The organism is Photorhabdus heterorhabditis (assembly GCF_018448905.1).
Classification (GTDB): Bacteria; Pseudomonadota; Gammaproteobacteria; order Enterobacterales; family Enterobacteriaceae; genus Photorhabdus; species Photorhabdus heterorhabditis.
Map to the genome: position 1 here is coordinate 1 of NZ_RCWA01000053.1, position 25,544 is coordinate 25,544.

26 protein-coding genes and 1 other annotated feature are annotated in these 25,544 nt (G+C 41.8%); of the genes, 20 read left to right on the forward strand and 6 right to left on the reverse strand.

Going from position 1 to position 25,544, the window contains the following annotated elements; translation table 11 throughout:
- Positions 1-63 precede the first annotated feature (63 nt).
- Both EAE89_RS20700 and EAE89_RS20705 read left to right on the forward strand, forming a co-directional pair.
- The gene (locus EAE89_RS20700; RefSeq protein WP_214086518.1) at positions 64-690 is read left to right on the forward strand and encodes a tail fiber assembly protein; all 627 of its coding nucleotides are present in this window, start codon (positions 64-66) and stop codon (positions 688-690) included.
- A 466-nt stretch (positions 691-1,156) separates the two neighbouring features.
- Positions 1,157-1,699, forward strand: a complete 543-nt coding sequence (locus EAE89_RS20705; RefSeq protein WP_054476160.1) for a YniB family protein — start codon at positions 1,157-1,159, stop codon at positions 1,697-1,699.
- A gap of 55 nt (positions 1,700-1,754) precedes the next feature.
- Here the strand turns inward: EAE89_RS20705 and EAE89_RS20710 are convergent, their stop codons facing one another.
- The 5 genes from EAE89_RS20710 to EAE89_RS20730 all read right to left on the reverse strand — a co-directional run bounded on the left by EAE89_RS20710 (position 1,755) and on the right by EAE89_RS20730 (position 6,313).
- A complete protein-coding gene (locus EAE89_RS20710) occupies positions 1,755-2,624 on the reverse strand; it encodes a fructosamine kinase family protein (RefSeq protein WP_054476157.1) in 870 nt (289 codons plus the stop codon).
- Positions 2,625-2,749: 125 nt separating this feature from the next.
- Positions 2,750-3,637, reverse strand: coding sequence for a metal ABC transporter permease (locus EAE89_RS20715; RefSeq protein WP_214086519.1), 888 nt, complete (start codon positions 3,635-3,637; stop codon positions 2,750-2,752).
- Entirely contained in the window at positions 3,625-4,509 is an 885-nt protein-coding gene (locus EAE89_RS20720; protein WP_054476154.1) for a metal ABC transporter permease, read from the reverse strand. The genes EAE89_RS20715 and EAE89_RS20720 overlap by 13 nt, the downstream gene beginning before the upstream one ends.
- A 2-nt stretch (positions 4,510-4,511) precedes the next feature.
- Entirely contained in the window at positions 4,512-5,402 is an 891-nt protein-coding gene (locus tag EAE89_RS20725; RefSeq protein WP_149616908.1) for a manganese/iron ABC transporter ATP-binding protein, read from the reverse strand.
- Positions 5,399-6,313, reverse strand: coding sequence for a metal ABC transporter substrate-binding protein (locus EAE89_RS20730; RefSeq protein WP_149616909.1), 915 nt, complete (start codon positions 6,311-6,313; stop codon positions 5,399-5,401). Before EAE89_RS20730 ends, EAE89_RS20725 begins: the two co-directional genes overlap by 4 nt.
- 230 nt (positions 6,314-6,543) lie before the next feature.
- On the opposite strand from EAE89_RS20730, the gene EAE89_RS20735 reads away from it, so the two are divergent.
- The 18 genes from EAE89_RS20735 to EAE89_RS20820 all read left to right on the forward strand — a co-directional run bounded on the left by EAE89_RS20735 (position 6,544) and on the right by EAE89_RS20820 (position 24,857).
- Positions 6,544-7,206 carry a transglycosylase SLT domain-containing protein gene (locus EAE89_RS20735; RefSeq protein WP_054476148.1) on the forward strand — a complete coding sequence of 221 codons (663 nt, stop codon included), beginning with the start codon at positions 6,544-6,546 and terminating at the stop codon, positions 7,204-7,206.
- A 487-nt stretch (positions 7,207-7,693) separates the two neighbouring features.
- Positions 7,694-9,622, forward strand: a complete 1,929-nt coding sequence (thrS, locus tag EAE89_RS20740; protein WP_054476146.1) for a threonine--tRNA ligase — start codon at positions 7,694-7,696, stop codon at positions 9,620-9,622.
- Positions 9,623-9,625: 3 nt separating this feature from the next.
- Positions 9,626-10,165: a translation initiation factor IF-3 gene (infC, locus tag EAE89_RS20745; protein WP_072161797.1), complete on the forward strand. Its 540-nt coding sequence runs from the start codon at positions 9,626-9,628 to the stop codon at positions 10,163-10,165.
- 98 nt (positions 10,166-10,263) lie between these two features.
- On the forward strand, positions 10,264-10,461 hold the full coding sequence (rpmI, locus tag EAE89_RS20750; protein WP_006118955.1) for a 50S ribosomal protein L35: 198 nt from the start codon (positions 10,264-10,266) through the stop codon (positions 10,459-10,461).
- A gap of 42 nt (positions 10,462-10,503) precedes the next feature.
- On the forward strand, positions 10,504-10,860 hold the full coding sequence (gene rplT, locus EAE89_RS20755; protein WP_054476142.1) for a 50S ribosomal protein L20: 357 nt from the start codon (positions 10,504-10,506) through the stop codon (positions 10,858-10,860).
- A gap of 102 nt (positions 10,861-10,962) precedes the next feature.
- Positions 10,963-11,087: a sequence feature (Phe leader region), on the forward strand.
- Between the two features lie 94 nt (positions 11,088-11,181).
- A complete protein-coding gene (gene pheS / locus EAE89_RS20760; RefSeq protein ID WP_149616911.1) occupies positions 11,182-12,165 on the forward strand; it encodes a phenylalanine--tRNA ligase subunit alpha in 984 nt (327 codons plus the stop codon).
- Between the two features lie 14 nt (positions 12,166-12,179).
- Positions 12,180-14,567, forward strand: coding sequence for a phenylalanine--tRNA ligase subunit beta (pheT, locus tag EAE89_RS20765; RefSeq protein ID WP_054476135.1), 2,388 nt, complete (start codon positions 12,180-12,182; stop codon positions 14,565-14,567).
- Positions 14,568-14,571: 4 nt separating this feature from the next.
- Positions 14,572-14,868: an integration host factor subunit alpha gene (gene ihfA / locus EAE89_RS20770; protein WP_011146885.1), complete on the forward strand. Its 297-nt coding sequence runs from the start codon at positions 14,572-14,574 to the stop codon at positions 14,866-14,868.
- Between the two features lie 69 nt (positions 14,869-14,937).
- Positions 14,938-15,945, forward strand: coding sequence for a vitamin B12 ABC transporter permease BtuC (gene btuC / locus EAE89_RS20775; RefSeq protein ID WP_054476133.1), 1,008 nt, complete (start codon positions 14,938-14,940; stop codon positions 15,943-15,945).
- Between the two features lie 18 nt (positions 15,946-15,963).
- Entirely contained in the window at positions 15,964-16,740 is a 777-nt protein-coding gene (gene btuD / locus EAE89_RS20780) for a vitamin B12 ABC transporter ATP-binding protein BtuD (protein WP_054476281.1), read from the forward strand.
- A gap of 137 nt (positions 16,741-16,877) precedes the next feature.
- The gene (arnB, locus tag EAE89_RS20785) at positions 16,878-18,035 is read left to right on the forward strand and encodes a UDP-4-amino-4-deoxy-L-arabinose aminotransferase (protein ID WP_149616912.1); all 1,158 of its coding nucleotides are present in this window, start codon (positions 16,878-16,880) and stop codon (positions 18,033-18,035) included.
- Entirely contained in the window at positions 17,989-19,002 is a 1,014-nt protein-coding gene (gene arnC / locus EAE89_RS20790) for an undecaprenyl-phosphate 4-deoxy-4-formamido-L-arabinose transferase (protein WP_149616913.1), read from the forward strand. The genes arnB and arnC overlap by 47 nt, the downstream gene beginning before the upstream one ends.
- Positions 19,002-20,984, forward strand: a complete 1,983-nt coding sequence (arnA, locus tag EAE89_RS20795) for a bifunctional UDP-4-amino-4-deoxy-L-arabinose formyltransferase/UDP-glucuronic acid oxidase ArnA (protein WP_149616914.1) — start codon at positions 19,002-19,004, stop codon at positions 20,982-20,984. Before arnC ends, arnA begins: the two co-directional genes overlap by 1 nt.
- Positions 20,984-21,877 (forward strand): 4-deoxy-4-formamido-L-arabinose-phosphoundecaprenol deformylase, encoded by an 894-nt coding sequence (gene arnD, locus EAE89_RS20800; RefSeq protein ID WP_149616915.1) that lies wholly within the window; start codon positions 20,984-20,986, stop codon positions 21,875-21,877. Before arnA ends, arnD begins: the two co-directional genes overlap by 1 nt.
- Positions 21,878-21,884: 7 nt before the next feature.
- Complete coding sequence (gene arnT, locus EAE89_RS20805; RefSeq protein ID WP_149616916.1) at positions 21,885-23,546, forward strand: lipid IV(A) 4-amino-4-deoxy-L-arabinosyltransferase; 1,662 nt, start codon at positions 21,885-21,887, stop codon at positions 23,544-23,546.
- Positions 23,546-23,881, forward strand: coding sequence for a 4-amino-4-deoxy-L-arabinose-phosphoundecaprenol flippase subunit ArnE (gene arnE, locus EAE89_RS20810; protein ID WP_054476280.1), 336 nt, complete (start codon positions 23,546-23,548; stop codon positions 23,879-23,881). The genes arnT and arnE overlap by 1 nt, the downstream gene beginning before the upstream one ends.
- Positions 23,881-24,276: a 4-amino-4-deoxy-L-arabinose-phosphoundecaprenol flippase subunit ArnF gene (arnF, locus tag EAE89_RS20815; protein WP_054476123.1), complete on the forward strand. Its 396-nt coding sequence runs from the start codon at positions 23,881-23,883 to the stop codon at positions 24,274-24,276. Before arnE ends, arnF begins: the two co-directional genes overlap by 1 nt.
- Before the next feature lie 95 nt (positions 24,277-24,371).
- A complete protein-coding gene (locus EAE89_RS20820; protein ID WP_054476122.1) occupies positions 24,372-24,857 on the forward strand; it encodes a C40 family peptidase in 486 nt (161 codons plus the stop codon).
- A gap of 279 nt (positions 24,858-25,136) precedes the next feature.
- Here EAE89_RS20820 and EAE89_RS20825 read toward each other — a convergent pair whose 3' ends face one another.
- A complete protein-coding gene (locus EAE89_RS20825; RefSeq protein ID WP_214086520.1) occupies positions 25,137-25,445 on the reverse strand; it encodes a YrpD family protein in 309 nt (102 codons plus the stop codon).
- Positions 25,446-25,544: the final 99 nt, after the last annotated feature.

The window sequence follows — 25,544 nt, forward strand, 5'->3', positions numbered from 1 at the left end:
ACGTACTGCAAACGAAACCCGCCCCCGCAATATCGCCTTTAACTACATAGTGAGAGCAGCATAATGACAGAACAGAAATACTCTTTAGAACATGAAACCGCTGTATTGGGTAAAGATGGATTAGCCATTCAAGCAGGCTGGATAAAGGTTTATCACTCGAATCAGATAACGAGAGAATTCATAGCATCGGATATCGAATATGTGATGCTTGGAGTCAGTTTATCAGCCGGTGCTTATCCTGATGCACCGGAACTCCCTAAATCTCATGACGAGGCAGTATGCCGAAGCATAGACAGCAAGTATTGGGAAATACTTCCCGATTACCGTGGAAAAATCGCTTACGACACGCTGACTCGTAACTCGATTGAAATTACGGAAATCGGTGAGTTACCGGCAACACTGACATTCAAGAAACCGCCCACCGACTTTGATACGTGGGATGGGAAGGATTGGGTAGTTGACCAAGGTCTTTTGAAAGCCCATCAAATCAACGAAGCAAAGCAGCAACAAGCAACACTGTTACAGCAAGCAAATAACACGATAGAGTTGATACAAGACTCTGTTGACTTAGAGATTGCGACAGATGCAGATAAAGAGGCATTGCTGGAGTGGAGAAAATACAGAGTACTGCTTACTCGTGTCGATGTGAACCAGGCTCCTGATGTTCAATGGCCACCAGCGCCGGAGTAATCATTGACATGTATTTTTAAATATGTTTAGCATTAACTTACTGCTGAACAGGCAGGGCGAAGCCGGTTAATCCGGCTTCACAATCTCCCTCTTATCTCAGAATTTCCCGCCTAACACCGTAAAACCAATCGCTGCACCTCATATGAGTGCTTTTTTTGTTTGTACATAGGCGTGTACATTTTGATATTTTTATTGGCTAATTTTTATTTAATTAATTGTTTTATATTAATATTTTAATTATTAGATTATTCATGTCAAAAATGGCTGCTTTTATTGGTAAATGAAAGGACATTAGCATCTCCCACTGGTTATATAGTTAGCGAAAACAGATTGTAGCAATCCTAATAGATGAAATCTTTTTCTTATGGGGAACATGGTAAGAAATGCTTAGTTAATTAAATATAAAGTTAAATTTAATGACTGATGGGCTATGATTAGACAAAAATTATTACTACGAGGGATATTGATGACTTACCAGAAAGCTGGATATATCGCTATTATTAAGCGAGTTTTAGGTTGGGTGATTTTTATTCCGGCACTTTTATCGACTATCGTTTCTGTGATCAATCTTGTTTGGCAGCAAGGTATTAAAGGTGATGGTATCAATGCTGTTTTGGATGATTTTCTGAAAATGATGGCGGAAATGATGCGTTTTAATACTCCATTCTTGGATTTCTTCTGGAAAAATTCGCCAACGCCTGATCTTTGGGTTGATTTTACAGGATCAACTCTTGGTTTTTTGATTATCTATTTCCTTATTTTTGTTGGTCTCGCCATGAGTGCATCTGGTCAACGTATGTATAGGCAAGTAAAGTTTATACGTGAAAGTATTGAAGATCAGCTTATTCTTGAAAGAGCTAAAGGTAGCGATGGTCTGACAAGAGAGCAGATTGAATCAAGAATTAAACTTCCTCATCATACACTGTTCAGTCAGATTTATATCTTATATATTTCACCGGTAATTATCGGTGTAGCCGCTTATTTTATACTAGGAATTTTAGGTTGGTAAGTTCTCCGATGGTTATAGCTGCGGAATGAAATGTTTTCGCAGCTTGATTAGTTGTTTATTGGCTATCTTCGGCCAGAATATTATCGATAATGTTTTGAACTGCAACAAAATTATCACCACCAAACAGGTTGCACCGGTTAAGTAAGTAATAGAGTTGGTATACAGGTTGTCGCTCAATGAAATTGATGGGGAGTGGCCATACGCTCTGATAGCCATCAAAGATTTGCATTGGTAAGTCTGGGTATAATGGTAACATGGCGAAATCACACTCACGATCTCCCCAATAACAGGCTGGGTCGAAAACAACTACATGATCATCTAGAGAAGCACAATTGGCTGGCCAGAGATCTCCATGTAAGAGTGAGGGTTGTGGATGGTGATGTTGGAGTTTGTTACTTACAGCTTGAACGATATTATCAATATCACCAAATATCATGTCTTTTTCTGCCGCAATCTGTAATTGCCAACCAACCCTTTTCTCCGCATAAAATTGATGCCAACGACGTTGCCAGCCATTTGGTTGCGGTGTTGTTGCTAGCATATTGTCAAAATCAAAGCCGAATTGAGGTTGTTCACTCCATTGATGAAGTGCGGCCAGTTGTTGGCCGAAACAGTAGGCACTGTGAGGATCAAAAGATTTTAAAGGCAGAAATTCAAGTAATAAAAAACTATGATCACGATCACTACCAATACCATAAACAGCCGGGACACGGATAGTTTGGCTGCGTGCCAGTAGCTCAAGTTGTTCTGATTCTGCTTTGAAGACAGGAAGCATTTCCCTCATGTTAGATTTGACAAAAATTTGCCTTTCTCCATGAATGATTCGCCAAGATTGATGGATATCGCCTCCGACTAACTCAGTTTTATCACGAATTTCAGCAACACCGAAATGCTCATTCAACAAACGATTTACTGCTTGCCACATGGTTCACCTCTCTACGCCCTTAATCACTTTATAAACAATTAACAATTATAGTCAGAGAAAATATATGATCAGGTAAAAAAGATGATTAACGGGGTTATATCTCAAAACGGATATAACCCTTTTTGTTATTGATTGGGTTCGTTAGAGATCTTCAGAGAAACTTGATGCATTTTATGTTTGGATTTTATTCTTGCCAGTTTTATTTGACTGTAAACCAATGCCAGTGTAAAGAAAATAGCTTGGACAATAACAATACACGGGCCTGTTGCTCCATCAATGTGGAAACTAATAAGTGTACCAAGAACACAGGAACTGACCGATGCAATAATAGCAACAATTAACATTCGATCAAAGCTGCGGCATAGCGTGAAAGCGATAATTCCCGGCGATATCAACATTGCAATGACTAGAATCATTCCTACAGCCTGCAAGGAGGCGACAATCGTCATTGCTAACAGGCAAAGCAAGCCGTAATGTAAAAATTTAACAGGCAATCCCACTACACGCGCTTGATGAGGATCAAAGCAGTAAAGCATGAAATCTTTGCGTTTCAGCAGTACCACCACCATGGTAATACAGGTAATCCATAATGTTTGATTCAATTCATCTTTAGTTATCCCTAATATATTACCAAACAGAATATGGGTGAGATGTTGGTCGGTATCCATTCGGGCAAAAAGAACTAGACCAAAAGCGAACATACCAGAAAAGACAATTCCCATAACAGTATCTTCTTTTATTCGGCTGTGTTCTTTCAAATATCCTGTTGCAAAAGCACAAAAAATACCAGAAAGAAATGCGCCAATAGCCAATGGTATCCCGGCAGCAAAAGCCAGAACAATCCCTGGTAATACTGCGTGAGAGATAGCATCACCCATTAACGACCAGCCTTTAAGTACCAGATAGCAAGAGAGCATCGCACACACTGCGCCTGTTACAATAGCTGCGAATATTGCCCGTTGCATAAACGGAAACATAAATGGTTCAGTGATTAGTTGAATCAATTCATCCATGATTGCTTCTCCTGAGCCAATGTCGAGGATTCTTTTCTGGCACGTATACGAGAAGCGAATAGTCCGTGTTTTGGTGCAAAGAAGAACGCTAATAAGAAAATAACTGTTTGCAGTGTGACGATAACACCACCGGTGGCACCATTAAGAAAGAAGCTTAGGTAAGCGCCAAATGCACTGGTCAGGGAACCAATAGCAATTGCAATTATTAATAGGTACTTAAAACGGTCAGTCAGCAAATAAGCTGTTGCTCCTGGAGTTACTACCATTGCGATCACTAGAATGGCGCCAACAGTTTGTAAAGCTGCAACTGTACATGCGCTCAATAAAGTAAAAAAAATAATTTTCATCCTCAAGGGCGATAGGCCAATAGAACGTGCATGGGTTTCATCAAAGAACACAATGAGTAAATCTTTCCAGATAAACATTAACACGATAAATGAAACTGCAATAATGATTTCAACCTGAAGAACATCTTCATCAGCGATACCAAGGATATTGCCAAGAATAATGGTTTGTACGTTAACGGATGTTGGATTAAGAGAAACGATTAATAAGCCGGCAGCAAAGAAGGTAGAAAATATAAACCCGATCACCGCATCTTCACGTAAGCGAGTAATATGACGAACCAGAGTCATCGACAGGGCTGCCAGCATACCAGTAAAAAAAGCGCCACCAGCATAAGGAAGACCTAGTGCGTAGGCACCGGCAACACCAGGCACAACTGAGTGAGAAAGAGCATCTCCCATCAATGACCAGCCTTTTAGCATCAGATAGGCGGAAAGAAAGGCACAGACGGCACCGACAATAGCGCTGACCCAGATGGCTTTCACCATGTAGTTATAGTGAAAAGGTTGCAGCAAAAGTTCTATCATGGTTAGCGTTTCTCCTTTTGCTGAGTTTGCCGCGGCGGTACATGGTGGTTATGACCATAAAACACTGCCGCGCGTTCATCATCAGTAATGACAGTCAGAGAACGTGGGTCATCATCATCATGTAATTCTGGTCCGGATAGATTGATATGGCGGAGTACTCCACCAAAAGTCCTTTCTAAATTCTTTTGGGTGAATGTTGTTTCTGTTGGGCCGCTTGCCAGAACAGTTCGGTTGATCAGGATAACATGGTCACAGAATTCAGGCACACTACCAAGGTTGTGTGTTGAAACTAGAACCAGATGGCCCTCATCACGTAAATCACACAGTAAATCAATGATGGCATTCTCTGTTTTTACATCAACACCGGTGAAAGGTTCATCCAGTAACAGAACTTTACCTTCCTGAGCCAAGGCTCTTGCAAGAAAAACCCGTTTTTTCTGTCCGCCTGAAAGTTCACCAATCTGCCGGTTGCGCAAAGCAGTTAAGCCAACACGTTCAAGCGCTTCATCAACAGCTTGGTGATCTTTTTTACCTGGGATTCTCAGGAATCCCATTTTGCCGTAGCGACCCATCATAACAACATCAGAAACCAGTACTGGAAAGTTCCAGTCAACTTCTTCTGTCTGGGGTACATATGCAATGATATTTTTCTTTAAAGCACTTTTGACAGGCATATCGCTCAGGGTAACTTTCCCTTGGGATGGGTTTATCAGGCCCATAATAGTCTTAAACAATGTGGACTTACCGCTACCGTTAATGCCAACTAACGCACAGATAGTACCGCCAGTGATAGAAAAACTTGCGTCATAAATAGCGGTGTGACCGTTGTTATAAGTCACAGTGGCATCATCAACCACTAAATGAGGACGTTCAAACGGCTTACTGCAATTCATTGATTAAATCCTTTTGCTATTGTATCTACGGTTTTGTTCAACAAATCGATATATGTTGGTACCGGGCCGTTACTACTGGAGAGTGAGTCTACATAAAGAACACCACCATAACGGGCATCAGTTTCTTTACTGACTTGCTTGGCTGGTTTATCAGAAATTGTACTTTCGCTGAATACAACTGGGATTTTATTTGCTCTTACCGTATCAATGACATAACGAACTTGTTGTGGTGAGCCTTGTTCTTCTGCATTGATTGGCCACAGATAAACTTCCTTAAATTGATAATCCTTGGCGAGGTAGCTAAAAGCTCCTTCACTGGTAACTAGCCAACGCTGATCCTGTGGAATACGGGAAAGACGCTCTCTCAGCGGAGAATCCAATTTGGCGATTTTTTTAGCATAGGCTTTGGCATTTTCATTATAGATTTCTGCATTTTCAGGATCATATTTCACAAATGCTTTGCGAATATTTTCAATATAGACTAAAGCGTTTGTTGGTGACATCCATGCGTGAGGGTTAGGATTCCCGTTATAAGGTCCTTCACGGATAGGTAATGGTAAAATGCCGTCAGTAATAACAACAGCTGGTATGTCTTTTAGGTTTTCAAAGAAACGCTCGAACCAGCGCTCCAGGTTCAATCCATTCCACAGGATCAAGTCAGCATGTTGGGATTTAATAATATCTTTGGGGGTAGGTTGATAATCATGGATTTCAGCGCCTGGTTTAGTAATTGATTCAACAATTGCGGCATCACCTGCTACATTTTGTGCTATATCCTGAATGATAGTAAAGGTGGTGACGACTTTGAATTTTTTGGTGGCGGATGCTTGCTGGCTAAATAAAACTATAGATAGGAGAATCAAAGTTATTCCCAGTATGGGGGACGGGAGCAGAGAACGTTTTTTCTTCATGAGTTCAAGCCTTACTTGTTATAAGTATATATGATAACGATTATCAATATCATTTAAGTAAAGTCAAGATGATAAAATTCGGAAACATAGACTATCACAATAATTAAGCAATAGTTATTCCATGTGATATGAACACGAATAGAGTTAAAAGTTAAGTAAAAATATTTTTGGGTTGTAAACGAAATTGTATATGCTGCGCTTTAATAAATCTGATCCAGAGGATTATTAAGGTGAAATCAAGATTCAGCTTTGCAGTACTGATTGTGTTGTTAGTCGGTTGTGCCGAAAAGAATGACCCGCAAACCAATCTCGGCAAACAACCTAGTCAGCAACGCATGCTTAGTGGTGGTACTGCTAACACAGCTAACTTCCCTCCGACACCTTTTGATACATTTATTCAGCAGGCATCTAATCGGTATGATGTTGATGAAACGCTTATCAGAGCGATTATTCAAGTTGAATCAGGTTTCCGTCCTGATGCTGTCAGTAAATCGAATGCAATTGGTCTTATGCAGATTAAAGCTTCAACAGCAGGGCGAGATGTATATCAGCAGAAGGGGCGTTCTGGTCAACCGACAACCCGCGAGTTGAAAGATCCTAAAACCAATATTGATCTTGGTACTGCTTATATCAGCATCCTGAAAGAACAGCATCTGGCAGGTATTGATAACCCTGAAACTCTTTACTATGCCACTATCGTTGCTTACGTAAATGGCGCAGGTGCTCTTTTACGTACTTTTAGTACAGATCGCCAGTTAGCGGTTAATAAAATAAATCGTATGACACCGGATGAGTTTTATCAGCATATTCAGGATAATCATCCTGCCGCCCAAGCTCCACGCTATTTGTGGAAAGTGAAAAATGCTTATCGTTCACTGACAGTGGTAGAATAACGGGCTGAGTAAAATGGTGCTGAATTACATTGTTGTTAGCGCTGGAAATTGTCCTTAATTGTATCCTTGTGTCCCCTGCAAGATTTCCTCAAGGATTTTTTGTTGTCAGGATAGTTGTCACAAATATTGCAGACTACCCTTAACATTGATTTTAATATCAAACTCACGGTATTTATCTAATTCTACAACAAGAGCAGAGCGCGGGTTTTTTTAGTATAGCCATGATCGTGTTATTAACATACGGATTATTAACTCTTTATACCCTTTGATTTTCTGACTAAACATAGCAGTGACCTGAATGTTTGTTAGTGGTATATTTTCATGGTGTTTAGGTATCAAAGGCAGTCACTTTTTATATTGTGCACCAATTTTAGTACCAAACGTTAATGGATTGACTAGATAATAATTTAAATCGTTATTTTAGTTGAATATCAAACTCCTTCAAGTGACCTTTCGTGTGGGTCACCACTGTAGATAAGGATTTTAAATGCCTGTTATTACCCTTCCTGACGGTAGCCAACGCCAGTTTGACCGTGCTGTTTCTGTAATGGATATTGCCTGTGACATTGGTCCAGGTTTAGCGAAAGCATGTATTGCTGGCCGCGTAAATGGTGAGCTGGTGGATACCTGTGAATTAATCGATTCAGATGCAAATATTGCCATCATCACCTGTAAAGATGAAGCAGGGTTGGAAATTATCCGCCATTCATGCGCACATCTGCTAGGACATGCGATCAAACAATTATGGCCAGATACTAAAATGGCTATCGGTCCAGTTATTGATAATGGTTTCTACTATGATGTTGATCTTGGCCGAGCCCTGACGCAGGAAGATATTGAACTGCTTGAAAAACGCATGTTGGAACTTGCTAAAAAAGACTATGATGTCATCAAGAAAAAGGTAAGTTGGCAAGAGGCTCGTGATACGTTCGCTGCTCGTGGTGAAGATTACAAGGTACAGATTTTGGATGAAAACATTGGTCGTGATGATCATCCTGGTTTGTACAATCATGAAGAATATGTTGATATGTGCCGTGGCCCACACGTGCCAAATATGCGTTTCTGTCATCATTTTAAATTGCAGAAAGTTGCAGGAGCATACTGGCGTGGGAATAGCAATAATAAAATGTTGCAACGTATATATGGTACTGCATGGGCTGATAAGAAACAGCTCAATACTTATTTGCAACGCTTGGAAGAAGCTGCTAAACGTGACCATCGTAAAATTGGTAAACAATTAGATCTGTACCACATGCAGGAGGAAGCTCCAGGCATGGCATTCTGGCATAACGATGGCTGGACTATTTTTCGTGAGCTAGAAACTTTTGTGCGTACCAAACTGAAAGAATACCAGTACCAAGAAGTTAAAGGTCCATTTATGATGGACCGTGTGATGTGGGAAAGAACGGGGCACTGGGAAAACTATGGTGAGCATATGTTTACCACTTCTTCAGAGAACCGTGAATACTGCGTTAAACCGATGAATTGCCCTGGGCATATTCAGATTTTTAACCAAGGTTTAAAATCTTATCGTGATTTGCCTTTACGTATGGCTGAATTCGGTAGCTGTCACCGTAATGAACCTTCAGGTGCATTACATGGTTTAATGCGTGTTCGTGGGTTTACCCAAGATGATGCTCATATCTTCTGCACAGAAGAGCAAATTCATCGGGAAGTTAGCAGCTGTATTAAGATGGTGTACGACGTTTACAGTACTTTTGGTTTTGAAAAAATTGTTGTTAAGCTGTCAACTCGGCCGGAAAAACGTATCGGTACTGAAGAACAGTGGAATCAAGCGGAAGACGCTTTGGCTACTGCACTGCAAGAAAACAGAGTTCAATTTGAATATCAGCCAGGTGAAGGTGCCTTCTACGGACCTAAAATTGAATTTACTTTGTATGATTGTTTGGATCGTGCGTGGCAATGTGGTACTGTGCAGCTTGATTTTTCACTGCCGGGTCGTTTGAGTGCGTCCTACGTAGGTGAAAACAATGAACGTAAGGTTCCTGTAATGATTCACCGTGCGATTCTGGGTTCACTGGAACGGTTTATCGGTATCCTGACTGAGGAATATGCGGGTTTCTTCCCGACATGGATTGCTCCACAGCAAGTAGTAGTGATGAATATCACTGACAGTCAGGCTGATTATGTACAGGAATTAGCAAAAAAACTTCAAGAATCTGGCATCCGTGCAAAAGCAGACTTGAGAAACGAGAAGATTGGCTTTAAAATCCGTGAACATACTCTGCGTCGTGTACCTTATATGCTTGTCTGTGGTGAAAAAGAGGTCGAATCAGGAAAAATTTCTGTTCGTACCCGCCGCGGTAAAGATTTGGGTAGCATCGGCGTTAATGAGTTCATCGAAAAACTGCTTATAGAAATACGCAGTCGTAAGCTTCATCAATTGGAGGAATAAAGTATTAAAGGCGGAAAAAGAATTCAAACGGCGCGTCCTAATCGCATTAATGGAGAGATTCGCGCTTCTGAAGTTCGTTTAACAGGTTTAGATGGCGAGCAGATTGGTATTGTCAGTCTGAGAGAAGCTCTTGAAAAAGCTGAGGAAGTGGGTGTTGATTTGGTTGAAATCAGCCCAAATGCCGAGCCGCCGGTTTGCCGTATCATGGACTACGGCAAGTTCCTCTATGAGAAGAGTAAGTCAATCAAAGAACAGAAGAAGAAACAAAAGGTTATTCAGGTTAAGGAAATTAAATTCCGTCCTGGTACCGATGAAGGCGACTATCAGGTCAAACTACGCAACCTGATTCGTTTTCTGGAAGATGGCGATAAAGCCAAAATCACTCTGCGTTTCCGCGGACGTGAAATGGCGCATCAGCAGATTGGTGTCGAAATGCTCAACCGTATTCGCAACGATCTGGATGAACTGGCGGTAGTTGAATCATTCCCTTCGAAGATAGAAGGCCGTCAGATGATCATGGTGCTCGCTCCTAAGAAGAAATAGTTAGGCAAGCAAGTAATAAGCTCCAGTCGGTCTTGTCTGGTTGGGGCTTGTTCGCCTTACTAATTCGTTGTAATTAACAATGCGAAGTGGAAATTAAAATGCCAAAGATTAAAACAGTACGCGGCGCCGCTAAACGCTTTAAAAAAACTGCAAGTGGTGGTTTTAAGCGTAAGCACGCTAACCTTCGTCACATTCTGACTAAGAAATCAACTAAGCGTAAACGTCATTTACGTCCAAAGGGCATGGTCTCCAAAGGTGATCTGGGCCTGGTTGTTGCTTGTCTGCCATACGCATAAGCAATTTTTTAGATTAGAACTCAGAGACGATAGGAGAAGTATATGGCTCGCGTAAAACGTGGTGTTGTCGCCCGTGCACGTCACAAGAAAATTTTAAAGCAAGCGAAAGGTTACTATGGTGCCCGTTCGCGCGTTTACCGTGTTGCCTTCCAGGCAGTAATCAAAGCAGGACAGTACGCTTACCGTGACCGTCGTCAGCGTAAACGTCAGTTCCGTCAACTGTGGATTGCACGTATCAACGCTGCTGCGCGTCAGAATGGTCTGTCTTATAGCCGTTTCATCAATGGCTTGAAAAAGGCATCTATTGAAATTGACCGTAAGATCTTGGCTGATATCGCTGTATTTGACAAAACAGCGTTTGCTGCTTTGGTTGAAAAAGCAAAAGGCGCTCTGGCATAAGCTAGGGTAGTAAGAGGGAGCATCGCTCCCTCTTTTACTTTTGCTAAAAAATGTGGCTTACTAGCATGTCGCTGTCAGGAAAAATACCATTTTGAGAGAACCAATATTATGTTTTTCGCTTTTTTTCGTTTCTTTTTTTACTTTAGCGCCTGAATTCAGGAGGCTTTGCGCGTAAGAAAAGAAACGAAAAGTTGCGCCTGAGCCTCCGTTGTGGAGGCTTTTTTGTTTTTATCACGATAAAAACAGAGACAGGCATATAGGGTCATTAAGTTATTAACGATAATTATTAGCAGGCCGTTAGGCCAAAGGAAGAGGAAAACGATGCCACATCTCGCTGAGCTGGTTGCAAAAGCAAAAGCAGCCGTAGAAGATGCCCAAGATGTTGCTGCGTTGGATTTGGTGCGTGTTGAATATTTAGGCAAAAAAGGCCATTTAACTCTCCAAATGTCATCGCTGCGTGATCTGCCGGCCGAAGAACGTCCAGCCGCAGGGGCTGTTATTAATCAAGCCAAGCAGGCAGTTCAAGAAGCTCTGAATGCCCGTAAAGAAAAACTGGAAACTGATGTCTTGAATTCCCGTCTGGCAGCAGAAAAAATTGATGTATCACTGCCTGGTCGCCGGATGGAAAATGGTGGGTTACATCCAGTTAACCGTACAATAGAGCGTATTGAAACTTTCTTTGGTGAATTAGGTTTTTCTGTAGAATCAGGCCCTGAAATTGAAGATGATTATTATAACTTTGATGCATTGAATATTCCTGCGCATCATCCTGCCCGAGCTGATCATGATACGTTTTGGTTTGATGCTAAACGTCTATTGCGTACTCAGACTTCAGGTGTGCAAGTTCGGACTATGCAGAACCAACAGCCACCGATTCGCGTTATTGCACCAGGCCGTGTATATCGTAATGACTACGACCAGACGCACACTCCCATGTTCCATCAGGTGGAAGGTTTGGTGATTGACAGAGGTATCAGTTTTACCAATCTGAAAGGAACATTGCACGATTTCTTAACCAATTTCTTTGAAGAGGATTTGCAGATCCGTTTCCGCCCATCTTACTTTCCATTTACAGAACCTTCGGCGGAAGTCGATGTAATGGGTAAAAATGGCAAATGGCTGGAAGTGTTGGGTTGCGGTATGGTTCATCCTAATGTACTGAATAACGTTGGTCTTGATCCTGAAATCTATTCTGGTTTCGCTTTCGGCATGGGGGTAGAACGTCTAACAATGTTACGTTACGGTGTAACGGATCTGCGTGCGTTCTTCGAAAATGATCTGCGTTTTCTCAAACAGTTTAAATAAGGCGGGAGTATCTCATGAAATTCAGTGAACTCTGGTTACGCGAGTGGGTAAATCCAGCCATTAGCAGTGAAGAATTATCTAACCAAATGACCATGCTTGGTCTGGAAGTTGATGGCATGGAGGCAGTAGCCGGTCGATTCCATGGCGTGGTTATTGGTGAAGTTGTTGAATGTGTCCAACATCCGAATGCGGATAAATTGCGGGTAACAAAAGTGAATGTGGGTGGTGAACGCCTGCTGGATATCGTTTGCGGTGCTCCGAATTGTCGTCAGGGATTGAGAGTTGCTGTAGCAACTGTGGGAGCTGTGTTACCGGGTGATTTCAAAATCAAAGCGGCTAAACTGCGCGGTGAGCCTTCTGAAGGGATGCTGTGTTCTTACTCTGAATTAGGTATTTCAGAAGACCATGACGGTATTATTGAATTACCAACTGATGCACCTTTAGGTGTTGATCTGCGTGAATATCTGAAGTTAGATGACAGCATAATTGAAATTAGTATTACACCTAACCGTGCTGACTGCCTGAGTATCATTGGCGTTGCACGTGATGTAGCAGTAGCTAATAAAATTTCATTATCTGAACAGCAAATTGAAGCAGTAAAACCGACAACAGATGCTACCTTCCCTATTCGTGTTGAAGTGACAGAAGCATGTCCACGTTACTTGGGTAGGGTAATTAAGAAAATTAATGTGAAAGCGGCAACGCCACTGTGGATGCGTGAAAAATTGCGCCGTGGTGGTATCCGTTCCATCGATCCGATAGTCGATGTGACTAACTATGTGTTACTTGAATTGGGTCAGCCATTACATGCGTTTGATTTGGAACGTCTAAATGGTTCAATCACTGTACGCATGGCGAAACAGGATGAAAAATTGGTGCTACTGGATGGTACAGAAGCCAACCTTTCTGCTGATACTCTAGTTATTTCTGATGAAAAACAAGCTGTTGCAATGGCAGGTATTTTTGGCGGTGAACATTCCGGCGTGAATGAAGAAACCCAAAATATTTTACTTGAATGCGCATTTTTTTCACCTTTGGCGATTGCTGGTCGCGCTCGTCGTTATGGCTTACATACTGACGCTTCTCATCGTTATGAGCGTGGTGTTGATCCTCAGTTACAGCACAAAGCTATGGAGAGGGCGACTCAATTACTGGTCGATATTTGTGGTGGTGAAGCCGGTCCAATCATTGATGCTACTGATGAATCTCAATTGCCAAAACCAGCGACAATCACTCTGCGTCGTGAAAAGCTGGATCGTTTAATTGGTCATTATGTGCCTGATGAACAAGTTGGTGACATTCTGACCCGTTTAGGTTGTAAAGTCACTACGCAAGAAAATTGTTGGCAGGCGGTTGTACCAAGCTGGCGCTTTGATCTGGAAATTGAAGAAGATTTGGTTGAAGAAGTTGCCCGTATCTACGGTTACAACAATATTCCAGATGTACCGATGCGTGCAGATCTTGTCATGAAAAAACACCGTGAAGCAGATCTTTCCCTGAAACGTGTTAAAACAATGCTCGTCGATAGAGGTTATCAGGAAGCGATTACTTACAGCTTTGTTGATCCTAAAATTCAGGCACTGTTACATCCACAGCAACACGTGCTGATGCTACCTAACCCAATTTCAGCGGATATGTCAGCAATGCGTTTGTCTTTGCTGACTGGTTTGCTAACAACGGTGGTATATAATCAGAACCGGCAGCAAAACCGTGTGCGCTTGTTTGAAACTGGTTTGCGTTTTGTTCCTGATGAAAATGCGGAACAGGGTATTCGCCAGGAGCTGGTGTTAGGGGGGGCCATCACCGGGAATCGTTTTGAAGAGCATTGGTCACTAGAAAAACAGTCTGTTGATTTCTTCGATATGAAAGGCGATTTGGAAGCTGTACTGGAATTGACTGGAAAATTATCTGAGATTTCTTTTAGAGCAGATGTAAATCCAGCATTGCACCCAGGTCAAAGCGCCGGAATTTATCTGGAAAATGAATATATCGGATACATTGGTGTTGTTCACCCAGAATTGGAGCGCAAACTTGATTTAAATGGCCGTACCGTGGTATTCGAAGTGCTCTGGGATAAGCTGGCAGACTGCGTGATTCCTGCCGCAAAAGAGATTTCACGCTTCCCGTCAAACCGTCGTGATATCGCAATTGTTGTGCCTGAAAATGTTGCAGCAGAAGATGTTTTGGTTGAATGTAAGAAAGTTGGCGTAAATCATATAGTTGGCATAAACTTGTTTGACGTGTATTGTGGTAAAGGTGTAGCAGAGGGTCATAAGAGCCTCGCTATAAGTTTTATCTTGCAGGATACCGCGCGTACACTGGAAGAAGAAGAGATTGCTGCAACCGTTAGTAAATGTGTTGCAGTACTGAAACAGCGATTCCAAGCATCCTTGAGGGACTGAACCTATGGCGCTTACTAAAGCTGAAATGTCAGAAAATCTGTTTGAGAAACTGGGGATTAGCAAACGTGATGCTAAAGATCTGGTTGAATTGTTCTTTGAAGAAGTGCGTCGTTCTTTGGAGAATGGTGAGCAGGTAAAATTGTCTGGATTTGGCAACTTTGATTTACGGGATAAAAACCAACGTCCGGGACGTAATCCTAAGACTGGTGAAGATATTCCGATTACAGCTCGCCGAGTAGTGACATTCCGTCCTGGTCAGAAGTTAAAAAGCAGGGTTGAGAAAGCCACACCTAAGGAATAATCAAATCAAAAAGGCCGCATTAATAGCGGCCTTTTTCTTAAAATATCTTCTCTTATGAGCTGATGTCCAATGCAACCTACCTATTCCATTGCTGAATTAGTGATTCGTCAGAAAAGACGTGATTATCGTTTTCTGGCAATTCTTACTTGCTTATTTCTGTTTGTTTTTTTTCTCTCACTTTGTGCAGGAGAAAATTGGATATGGCCTGATAAGTGGTTTTCTGAAACAGGTCGGTTGTTTGTGTGGCAATTGCGTTTTCCTCGTGTGTTGGCTGTAGTCGCTGTGGGTGCAAGTTTGACTGTGGCTGGTGCGATAATGCAGGCATTGTTTGAAAATCCGCTGGCTGAACCAGGGCTACTGGGGATCAGCAATGGTGCAGGTGTTGTTGTTGTGTTTCTAGTGCTGATGTTTCACGGTATTGCTCCATTCTGGCTGTTGAGTGCTGGTGCTGTGTTGGGAGCACTTATTGTCACAATGATATTGTTGATCTTTTCAAGAAAGCGTCACTTGAATAATGCCCGTTTATTGTTAGTGGGGGTCGCTTTTGGTGTTGTTTCTGGTGCACTGATGACATGGATGGTTTATTTTAGTACCAGTATGGATTTGCGCCAGCTAATGTATTGGATGATGGGTAGTTTCAGTGGAATAGACTGGCGACAGCAATGGTTGGTAGTCGCTTTATTTCCTTTGATTATTTGGCTGAGTAGTCAAGGAAAAGTGCTTAATTTCCTTTCATTGGGAGAAATACAGGCTCATCAGTTAGGTATCTCGCTTTATTATTGGCGGAATTTATTTGTACTCGCTGTTGGATTGTTGGTGGGGTTAAGTGTTGCACTTGCCGGGACAATCAGCTTTATCGGCTTAGTTATTCCACATATTTTGCGTTTATGCGGTTTGACGGATTATAAAACACTACTGCCTGCATGTGTTCTGGCAGGGGGATATGGGTTATTGCTGGCTGATTTGCTTTCCCGCCTCAGTCTGACTAATGCAGAAGTGCCGATTGGTGTTGTGACAGCCACATTGGGGGCACCGGTGTTCATTTGGTTATTATTAAGAGTCAGAGATTGGAGTTAAAAAGTGAATCAAGTGCAAATGCCCCGTCAATTGATGACTCTCAGGCAGATATCAGTCCAAACTCGATTAGTATCGCTGACAGCATCAATACAACAAGGTGAACAAGTACATCTTATTGGGCCGAATGGTTCAGGAAAGAGTACATTGTTAGCTTGTATGGCAGGTATTTTGCCGTATAGTGGCAAAATCTATTTGCAACAAAGGTGTCTCAGTGAATATAGCCCCTGCGAATTAGCACGTCATAGGGCATGGTTGAGTCAGCAAGTTATTTCTGTACCAATAATGCCGGTTTTTCAATATTTGCAGCTGTATTTAACACCTCCTCCGGTTAATTATGATGATGTACTGTCAGAGTTATGTTCCTTTTTTAAGTTAGGAACGCTTCTGGAGACACCGGTAGGGAGATTATCCGGTGGTGAATGGCAAAGAGTTCGATTAACGGGGGTTTTTTTACAAGTTTGGTCATCAATCAATCTGGAGGGAAAGCTATTACTCTTGGATGAGCCTACTAATAACCTCGATATCGCTCAGGTAGCAGCACTTGATCTGTTAGTGAAAAAATTCTGTGAACTTGGTGGCTCCGTAGTCATGAGTGGTCATGATCTTAACCATAGCTATGATAGAGCTGATCGAATCTGGTTGCTTGCCGATGGGCAGCTGGTTGCAGATGGAAAACCAAACGAGGTCATGAAAGAAAATACGCTATCTGAAGTTTTTGCCGTTGATATCAAATGTGTATCTGAGAAGACACATAAATATTGGCGAGTTTTTCTACCTGATTATAATTCAGTCTGATATATGCCACAGTGAATTCTATTGTTTTGATAGCCTTATTTCCATTTAATTTGCTAAATCTGTGCCTGCGTTGATGATTCGTTAAAATATAGTCATCTAATATATCATTATATTATGAACGAATCGGATTGTATTTTATGGGAAGTTTTCTTCCATTTTCCCGTCCTGCTTTAGGTGATGAAGAAATTCAGGCAGTAGAAAAAGTTCTTCGTTCAGGCTGGATTACAACAGGCCCTGAAAATCATCAATTGGAACAGGATTTCTGCCGAATGTTTGGCTGTAAACATGCGGTTGCGTTGACCTCTGCAACTGCGGGTATGCATCTGACATTGATGGCATTGGGTATTGGCCCAGGTGATGAAGTGATTACTCCATCTCTGACTTGGGTTTCTACGGTAAATATGATCTGCCTGCTTGGTGCTGAGCCGATCATGATTGATGTTGATCGCAATACTTTAATGATTGACGCAGCAACAGTAGAAAGGGCGATTACTCCCAGAACTAAAGCCATTATTCCTGTTCATTATGCTGGTGCTCCCTGTGATTTGGACGCATTGCGTGCAATTGCTCAGAATGCGGGTATTCCATTGATTGAAGATGCTGCTCATGCAGTAGGAACCCGTTATAAGAATGAATGGGTCGGTGAGCAGGGTACGGCTATTTTCTCTTTCCATGCCATAAAAAATGTTACCTGTGCAGAAGGCGGATTGGTTGCGACTGATAATAATGAACTTGCTGAGCGAATTCGGTGTCTGAAGTTTCATGGATTAGGTGTTGATGCTTTTGATCGTCAGATTCAGGGCAGGAAACCACAAGCGGAAGTAGTAGAGCCAGGTTACAAATATAATTTATCAGATATTCATGCTGCGATTGCTGTGGTGCAATTAAGTAAATTGGAGTCAATGAATGCTCGTCGCCGACAAATCGTTGCTCGTTATTCAACAGCATTAAAAAATTCTCCCTTGCAGATGTTGAATGCGCCAGATTATGAGCATTTGCACGCACATCATCTGCTTATGGTACGGGTTGATAAAGATGTATGTGGCATTGACCGTGACACATTGATGGAATGTCTGAAAGAAAAAGATATTGGCACAGGTTTGCATTTCAGAGCCGCACATACGCAAAAATATTATCGGGAACGCTTTCCGCAGTTGTCGTTGCCTGAATCAGAATGGAACTCGGCAACACTTTGTTCATTACCACTCTTTCCTGATATGAGTGATAACGATGTGGATCGTGTAATTGATGCTTTACAAGAAATTCTTCCGGAGCGCAGATTTAGTGTCTTTTGAACAAATTAAAAAAGTTTCTGTTGTTATTCCAGTTTATAACGAAGAGGAAAGCTTACCTCTTTTATTGGAAAGAACCTTAGCAGCCTGTAAGCAACTGACTCAAAACTATGAGCTTATTCTTATTGATGATGGCAGCAGTGATAAATCTGCTGAAATTTTGATTCAGGCAGCGGAACAACCTGAAAATCATATTATTGCCATTTTGCTTAACCGTAATTACGGTCAGCACTCAGCGATTATGGCGGGTTTTAATCAGGTCAGTGGCGATTTAGTGATTACTCTTGATGCAGATCTACAGAATCCGCCAGAAGAGATCCCTCGTCTTGTTAAAACAGCTGAGCAGGGTTATGACGTTGTTGGTACTCGCCGTGCTAATCGGCAGGATTCTCTGTTCCGTAAAACAGCTTCGAAAATCATCAATGCGATGATCACCAAAGCAACAGGCCGCTCTATGGGCGATTATGGCTGTATGCTCCGTGCCTATCGTCGCCATATTATTGAAGCCATGTTGCAGTGCCATGAGCGCAGTACCTTTATTCCTATTCTGGCGAACACTTTCGCTCGCAAAACGATTGAGATAGATGTTGCCCATGCGGAGCGTGAATTTGGTGATTCCAAATACAACTTCATGAAGTTGATTAATCTGATGTATGACCTGCTTACCTGTCTGACAACCGCACCTTTACGTTTGCTGAGCGTAATAGGGAGCGTGATTGCAGTTTCTGGTTTTTTGCTGGCTGTATTGCTGGTGGTTTTACGTCTGATTTTTGGGGCCATATGGGCAGCAGACGGTGTTTTTACCCTGTTTGCCATCCTTTTCATGTTTATTGGTGCACAGTTTGTCGCGATGGGCTTATTAGGTGAATACATAGGTCGTATTTATAACGATGTCCGTGCGCGCCCACGTTATTTTATTCAAAAAGTGGTCGGAGATAAAAAGACCAACGACAACCAGGAAGAGTACTAATGAAAGCAATTATATTTGCCTATCATGATATCGGCTGTGTCGGGATCAATGCCTTAGTTAAAGCTGGGTTTGATATTCAGGCGGTATTTACCCATACAGATGATCCTACTGAAAACCATTTTTTCTCTTCTGTTGCCCGTTTGAGTGCAGATTTGGAGCTTCCGGTTTTTGCACCAGAAAATGTTAATCATCCTCTATGGGTTGAACGTATCCGTGAACTAAAACCGGATGTCATTTTCTCTTTTTATTACCGGAATATGCTGAGTGAAGATATTTTATCACTGGCGAGTTCTGGTGCATTTAACTTGCATGGATCACTGTTGCCAAAATACCGTGGTCGTGCACCCATTAACTGGGCAATTTTAAATGGTGAAACGGAAACAGGCGTAACCCTGCATAAGATGGTGTTGAAACCGGATGCAGGGGATATTATTGCTCAACATAAAGTTGCTATTACAGAAACGGATACTTCGCTGGTTTTACACGGAAAAATTCGTGAAGCGGCGGAAAAACTGCTTGATCAAGTATTACCTCAGATCAAAGCAGGAACTTATACTTCAACACCTCAGGATCAAAGTCAGGCAACTTACTTTGGTCGTCGTACTGCTGCTGATGGAGAGATTGACTGGGGAAAATCAGCAACGGAAATCAACAACCTTGTCAGAGCGGTGGCTGAGCCATATCCGGGTGCATTTACTTTCTTGGGTGATCGCAAGATTACTATCTGGCGTGCTTCTCCGTTAGATGAAGTCCATACCAAACAGCCGGGTACGGTATTGTCGGTAGATCCACTGGTTATTGCTTGTGGAAAAGGGGCATTAGAAATTATCAGTGGGCAAAGTGAATCTAGTTTATATGTTCGAGGGACCCGCCTGGTAGCAGAGATGAGCATTGTGACTGATATCCGTGTTGGTCCAAAGGCAACATCCCAGATTAGCCACCGTAAGCGTGTATTAATCCTTGGCGTAAATGGCTTTATTGGTAATCATCTGACAGAGCGTCTGTTGCGTGATGGCAACTATGATATCTACGGTATGGATATTGGCTCTTCTGCTATTGAGCGTTTTATCGGTAATCCGCATTTTCACTTCATTGAAGGTGATGTCAACATCCACACTGAATGGATCGAGTATCACATCAAGAAATGTGATGTGGTTTTGCCGTTAGTCGCTATTGCAACTCCAATTGAATATACCCGTAACCCACTGCGTGTATTTGAACTGGATTTTGAAGAGAATCTTAAAATTGTCCGTTATTGTGTTAAATATAATAAACGGATTATTTTTCCATCCACATCAGAAGTTTACGGAATGTGTGATGATAAAGAGTTTGACGAAGATGATTCCCGTCTGATTGTTGGCCCGATTAATAAACAACGCTGGATCTACTCTGTCTCTAAGCAATTACTGGATCGCGTTATTTGGGCATATGGTGAGAAAGAAGGACTCAGATTCACCTTGTTCCGCCCATTTAATTGGATGGGTCCACGTCTGGATAACCTGAACTCTGCGCGCATTGGCAGCTCAAGAGCAATCACACAACTGATATTGAACTTAGTTGAGGGTTCATCAATCAAACTGGTAGATGGTGGTGAACAGAAGCGCTGCTTTACTGATATTAATGATGGTATTGAAGCGTTATTCCGCATTATTGAAAACCGGGATGGATTATGTGACGGTCAGATTATCAATATTGGTAATCCAACTAACGAAGCCAGTATTCGTCAGCTAGCAGAAATGTTACTTAATAGCTTTGAGAATCATGAGCTGAGAGGTTATTTTCCTCCGTTTGCTGGATTCAAAAAAATTGAAAGCGGAAGTTACTATGGCAAAGGCTATCAGGATGTTGAGCATCGTAAGCCAAGTATTAAAAATGCGGAACGGTTGTTAGGCTGGAAACCCACTATTGATATGAAACAGACGATAAATGAAACACTGGATTTCTTCTTGCGTGGTGAAGTGGAAGAATTAGGGAAAAAATAATGAAACAAGTTGGCTTGAGAGTTGATGTAGATACCTATCGGGGCACCTTTGAAGGTGTACCGCAGTTGCTTAAAATCTTGGCAAAACATCAGATTCAGGCCAGTTTTTTCTTCAGTGTTGGTCCGGATAATATGGGGCGTCATTTATGGCGCCTTTTGCGACCGAAATTTTTATGGAAGATGTTGAGATCAAATGCGGCATCTCTGTATGGCCTTGATATTTTACTGGCGGGGACTGCATGGCCAGGTAAGAAAATAGCCAAGGATTTAGGCTACTTGATGAAACAGACTCTGGATGCAGGCCACGAAGTTGGTCTGCATGCATGGGATCACCAGGGTTGGCAGGCGAAAGTTGGCCGTTGGTCTGAAACTAAGTTAACAGAACAGGTTAAATTGGGGGTGGATGCTTTGGTCCGGGCAACGGGTCAACGGGTAACTTGTTCTGCTGTAGCGGGTTGGCGGGCGGATGAGCGTGTACTGGCGGTAAAGCAGCAATTTGGTTTTGATTACAACAGTGATTGCAGGGGTACGCACCCATTCAGGCCAGTTTTGCCAGATGGCACTATCGGTACGGTGCAAATTCCGGTGACACTACCAACTTATGATGAAGTTGTAGGAACTCAGATTAAGGATAAGGATTTTAATCAGTTTATTCTTGATGAGATGAAAAACGACCAAGGTATTCCGGTATATACCATCCATACAGAAGTGGAAGGGATGTCCAAGTCCACAGGATTTGCAACTCTGTTGGAAATGGTCCACCGGGAAAACATACAATTTTGTGCATTGAGTCATCTGCTACCTGAAAATATCCAGCGACTTCCTGTAGGGCGAATTGTCCGTTCTGAATTTCCCGGCAGAGAAGGGTGGTTAGGATGTCAACAAGAGGTTTAACTGATCTATGTTAAATAACCGGGCGTGTAAAGTGGGGGCCTTTTTGATGGCTCTTTTTTTTGTCCTTACCTATTTATTACCCCTTAATGGCCGTCTGTTATGGCAGCCTGATGAAACTCGTTATGCAGAAATCAGCCGTGAAATGCTCCAGCGAGGGGATTGGATTGTTCCGTATTTGCTGGACATTCGTTATTTTGAAAAGCCTGTAGCGGGTTATTGGATTAACAACATCAGCCAATGGATTTTTGGCGATAATAACTTTGCTGTCCGTTTTGGTTCAGTTTTCTGTATTTTTATCAGTGCAATTTTATTATATCGGCTGGCTATGATGATGTGGCAAAGTCGGCATATTGCCTTTGTCACCAGTCTGATTTATATCTCAATGTTTCTGGTATTGGCGATTGGCACTTATAGCGTACTCGATCCAATGTTTTCATTGTGGATGACAGCTGCTATGGTGTGTAGTTTCTGGGCGTTAAAAGCAGACTGTACCAGACAGCGAGTTATAGCCTATTTGGTGCTCGGTTTGTGCTGCGGTATGGGTTTTATGACCAAAGGATTTTTGGCATTGGCTGTTCCGGTGATTGCTATGCTGCCAATTGTCATTTATCAGAAGCGGTTCCTGCAAACGGCATATTTTGGCACGCTTGCTATCATTTCGGCAATAGCCATCAGTCTACCGTGGGTTATTGCGGTTGCTCAACGTGAGCCAGACTACTGGCATTATTTTTTCTGGATTGAGCATATTAAGCGTTTCTCTTCCGATGATGCGCAGCATATTGCACCATTCTGGTATTACATACCTATTCTGATCCTTGGTGTAATCCCGTGGCTGGGGTTATTACCGGGAGCGGTGATGAAAGGCTGGAAAGAAAGAAAATCCAATCCTGAAATGTTTTTTTTGCTTTGCTGGTTTGCAGTGCCATTATTGTTTTTCAGTATTGCGAAAGGAAAATTGCCAACTTATATCTTGCCTTGTATGGCGCCATTGGCAATGATGATGGCTAAGTTCGGCGTAGATTGCGCAAAAAATGGCAAGATGAAATTACTGAAAATCAATGGAATGGTTAACGTATTTATTGGTTTGTTGGCAGTGATGGTTTTGTTTGCTATGGAAACCGTGACACAACATTCTTTATATCAGCCATCAGAATGGCCTAAATGGGTTTTAGCTATTGTTGCCTTTGGTATCTGGGGAATTATTGGTTATTTGTGTTTTATGCTGAATGGGAAATACTGGCTGTTGGCTGCGTATTGTTCTATTGTTGTTAGCCTGGCGATTGGTAATGCTTTGCCTGAAAATACGATTAATTCTAAATTACCTCAGAATTTTATTAACCTGCATCGTCAGGAACTGGCAGACAGCCGGTATATTCTCTCGGAAAGTGTTGGTCTTGCAACCAGTGCTGCGTGGGAAATGAAACGCAGTGATATTTATATGCTTGAGCGTTGGGGAGAATTGGAATACGGCTTGAGTTATCCAGATAGTCAATATCGCCATATCAGCTATAAAGATTTTCCACAATGGCTGGAGAAGGCCCGTAAAGAAGGGCAGGTATCAGTACTCCTTCATATGTATAAAAATGAAGAATTACCTGATTTACCTAAAGCAGATCAAGTCAGCCGTAATTATCGTTTTGTTATTATGGTCTATGAGAAACGCCCGTGATAGGTTTTGCCCTATTACTGCTGGTCAGCTTGCTTACATGTGCTGGTCAGCTGTGTCAGAAACAGGCTGTGATATGCTGGCAGAGTGATACTTATAAGCGGGTATCAGCTTTGAAATGGTTGCTGGGGGCAGTGATTCTGTTAGCTGTCGGAATGCTGTTCTGGCTGCGTTTATTACAGATATTGCCGTTGGGAATTGCCTATCCAATGCTGAGTATTAACTTTATTATTGTTACTTTAGCGGGTAAATTTTTCTATCAAGAAAATGTAGGCAAAAAGCACTGGGGTGGGGTTGTTTGTATCATGTTGGGAATTCTGTTGATGAGCTTGAATTAATGAAGGGGTATATTTGGGGATTAGCGAGTGCATTGTTGGTGACAATAGCACAGTTATTATTGAAATGGGGGGTGGTAAATCTGCCGGCATTAAACCTTAGCTTCTTGCATTGGTTTGATATTGAATGGTTATGGAGTAATCGTCATCCTCTTGCGTCGATAATGGCTGGTTTGGTTGGCTATCTGTTATCTATGCTGTGTTGGTTATTTGCTCTGAAATATTTACCATTAAATAAAGCCTATCCGTTAATAAGTCTGAGTTATGTATTTGTATATTTGATGGCTGCTTTAATGCCTTGGTTTAATGAAGCGGTTACATTATTGAAAACAGTAGGAGTGATTTTTATCCTGTTTGGTGTCTGGCTGATCAGTCGTCCAGAACGAATCGCAAAATAAATATTTAGCTATTCTGCTGTAGGATATAGCCTTGTTTTTTGATTAAGTGATGGATAAAGTTACGGTATTTTTCGGGTCTTGTGGGGAAGGGATTTATGACAATAAGAATAAAAGATTTACTGTTGTTATTTAGCCTGGTACTCGTTGGTTGTTCCAGTCATTCCCCTAGGACTCAAGTACCAGCGTTAAAAACAGCACTTTCTGATCCAATTATGGTAATTGCTCAGCTTAAGGAGCAGCTTAAGCAATGGTACGGTACACCATATCATTACGGTGGGATGGATCATCGGGGAGTAGATTGCTCTGGTTTTGTTTACCGTACTTTTAGTGACCGGTTTGATATTCAGTTACCTCGTACTACCCGTGGGCAAATAGGATTAGGGACCCGCATTGATAAAAGTGATTTAATGCCGGGTGATTTAGTCTTTTTCAAGACAGGTAGTGGTGAGCATGGGTTACACGTTGGCATTTATGATGCCAACAATCAGTTTATTCATGCATCAACCAGTAAAGGGGTTACCCGCTCATCGATGAATAACGTTTACTGGAGAAAAGCTTTTTGGCAAGCCCGTAGGATTTAAATACATTCTCATGAACGGTCTATACCCAATAGATTTCAAGATGGATCGCGACGGCAAGGGAGCGAATCCCTGGGAGCATAGATAACTCTGTGACCGGGGTGAGTGAGTGCAGCCAACAAAGAGGCAACTTGAAAGATAACAGGTATATACCCAATAGATTTTAACGTCGTTGGGTTTATTAATATCGTTATAAATTAAAGTTATGATGAGATAAATTCTTAAAAATAAATAACCAGTTCCTTAACGTACCGGGAACTGGTTAAAATATCTGTTATGGTATTATCTTGTTATTTCTATTGTGGCGTTATTAGAATTTGTAGTAATATTTGCCTTCTTTGTCGCATGAATTACTGGTTTAACAGGTTTATTGTCTATAACTATATTTTTAAATTTAGCAGCGTAATTTTTATGAATTTTAATATTCTTTTCTGGTATTCCACGAGGTACAGCGATTGTAGATAATATTTTCCAGTTTTTTACTGAGCTGATATTAGTGTTTTTTATCTCTGAAATAAGTCTACCTGTATAACCCTTATTGGAAATTCCCCAATATGTCGCTCTAAATAACTTTTCAAAATAATAGATCACTTGGAGGGAACTCAGTCCGATTTTTGCGATCTGATCAATTGCGAAAAATCCCAAACCCCAACACGGACTGAGTGATGCCTATCATAGCACCTATACCTC

What these genes read in the sequence shown, in the direction of transcription:
- EAE89_RS20700 (WP_214086518.1), top strand. Translation starts at nt 64, where the DNA reads ATGACAGAACAGAAATACTCTTTAGAACATGAAACCGCTGTATTGGGT.
- EAE89_RS20705 (WP_054476160.1), top strand. Translation starts at nt 1,157, where the DNA reads ATGACTTACCAGAAAGCTGGATATATCGCTATTATTAAGCGAGTTTTA.
- EAE89_RS20710 (WP_054476157.1), bottom strand. Translation starts at nt 2,624, where the DNA reads ATGTGGCAAGCAGTAAATCGTTTGTTGAATGAGCATTTCGGTGTTGCT.
- EAE89_RS20715 (WP_214086519.1), bottom strand. Translation starts at nt 3,637, where the DNA reads ATGGATGAATTGATTCAACTAATCACTGAACCATTTATGTTTCCGTTT.
- EAE89_RS20720 (WP_054476154.1), bottom strand. Translation starts at nt 4,509, where the DNA reads ATGATAGAACTTTTGCTGCAACCTTTTCACTATAACTACATGGTGAAA.
- EAE89_RS20725 (WP_149616908.1), bottom strand. Translation starts at nt 5,402, where the DNA reads ATGAATTGCAGTAAGCCGTTTGAACGTCCTCATTTAGTGGTTGATGAT.
- EAE89_RS20730 (WP_149616909.1), bottom strand. Translation starts at nt 6,313, where the DNA reads ATGAAGAAAAAACGTTCTCTGCTCCCGTCCCCCATACTGGGAATAACT.
- thrS (WP_054476146.1), top strand. Translation starts at nt 7,694, where the DNA reads ATGCCTGTTATTACCCTTCCTGACGGTAGCCAACGCCAGTTTGACCGT.
- rpmI (WP_006118955.1), top strand. Translation starts at nt 10,264, where the DNA reads ATGCCAAAGATTAAAACAGTACGCGGCGCCGCTAAACGCTTTAAAAAA.
- rplT (WP_054476142.1), top strand. Translation starts at nt 10,504, where the DNA reads ATGGCTCGCGTAAAACGTGGTGTTGTCGCCCGTGCACGTCACAAGAAA.
- pheS (WP_149616911.1), top strand. Translation starts at nt 11,182, where the DNA reads ATGCCACATCTCGCTGAGCTGGTTGCAAAAGCAAAAGCAGCCGTAGAA.
- pheT (WP_054476135.1), top strand. Translation starts at nt 12,180, where the DNA reads ATGAAATTCAGTGAACTCTGGTTACGCGAGTGGGTAAATCCAGCCATT.
- ihfA (WP_011146885.1), top strand. Translation starts at nt 14,572, where the DNA reads ATGGCGCTTACTAAAGCTGAAATGTCAGAAAATCTGTTTGAGAAACTG.
- btuC (WP_054476133.1), top strand. Translation starts at nt 14,938, where the DNA reads ATGCAACCTACCTATTCCATTGCTGAATTAGTGATTCGTCAGAAAAGA.
- btuD (WP_054476281.1), top strand. Translation starts at nt 15,964, where the DNA reads ATGCCCCGTCAATTGATGACTCTCAGGCAGATATCAGTCCAAACTCGA.
- arnB (WP_149616912.1), top strand. Translation starts at nt 16,878, where the DNA reads ATGGGAAGTTTTCTTCCATTTTCCCGTCCTGCTTTAGGTGATGAAGAA.
- arnC (WP_149616913.1), top strand. Translation starts at nt 17,989, where the DNA reads ATGCTTTACAAGAAATTCTTCCGGAGCGCAGATTTAGTGTCTTTTGAA.
- arnA (WP_149616914.1), top strand. Translation starts at nt 19,002, where the DNA reads ATGAAAGCAATTATATTTGCCTATCATGATATCGGCTGTGTCGGGATC.
- arnD (WP_149616915.1), top strand. Translation starts at nt 20,984, where the DNA reads ATGAAACAAGTTGGCTTGAGAGTTGATGTAGATACCTATCGGGGCACC.
- arnT (WP_149616916.1), top strand. Translation starts at nt 21,885, where the DNA reads ATGTTAAATAACCGGGCGTGTAAAGTGGGGGCCTTTTTGATGGCTCTT.
- arnF (WP_054476123.1), top strand. Translation starts at nt 23,881, where the DNA reads ATGAAGGGGTATATTTGGGGATTAGCGAGTGCATTGTTGGTGACAATA.
- EAE89_RS20820 (WP_054476122.1), top strand. Translation starts at nt 24,372, where the DNA reads ATGACAATAAGAATAAAAGATTTACTGTTGTTATTTAGCCTGGTACTC.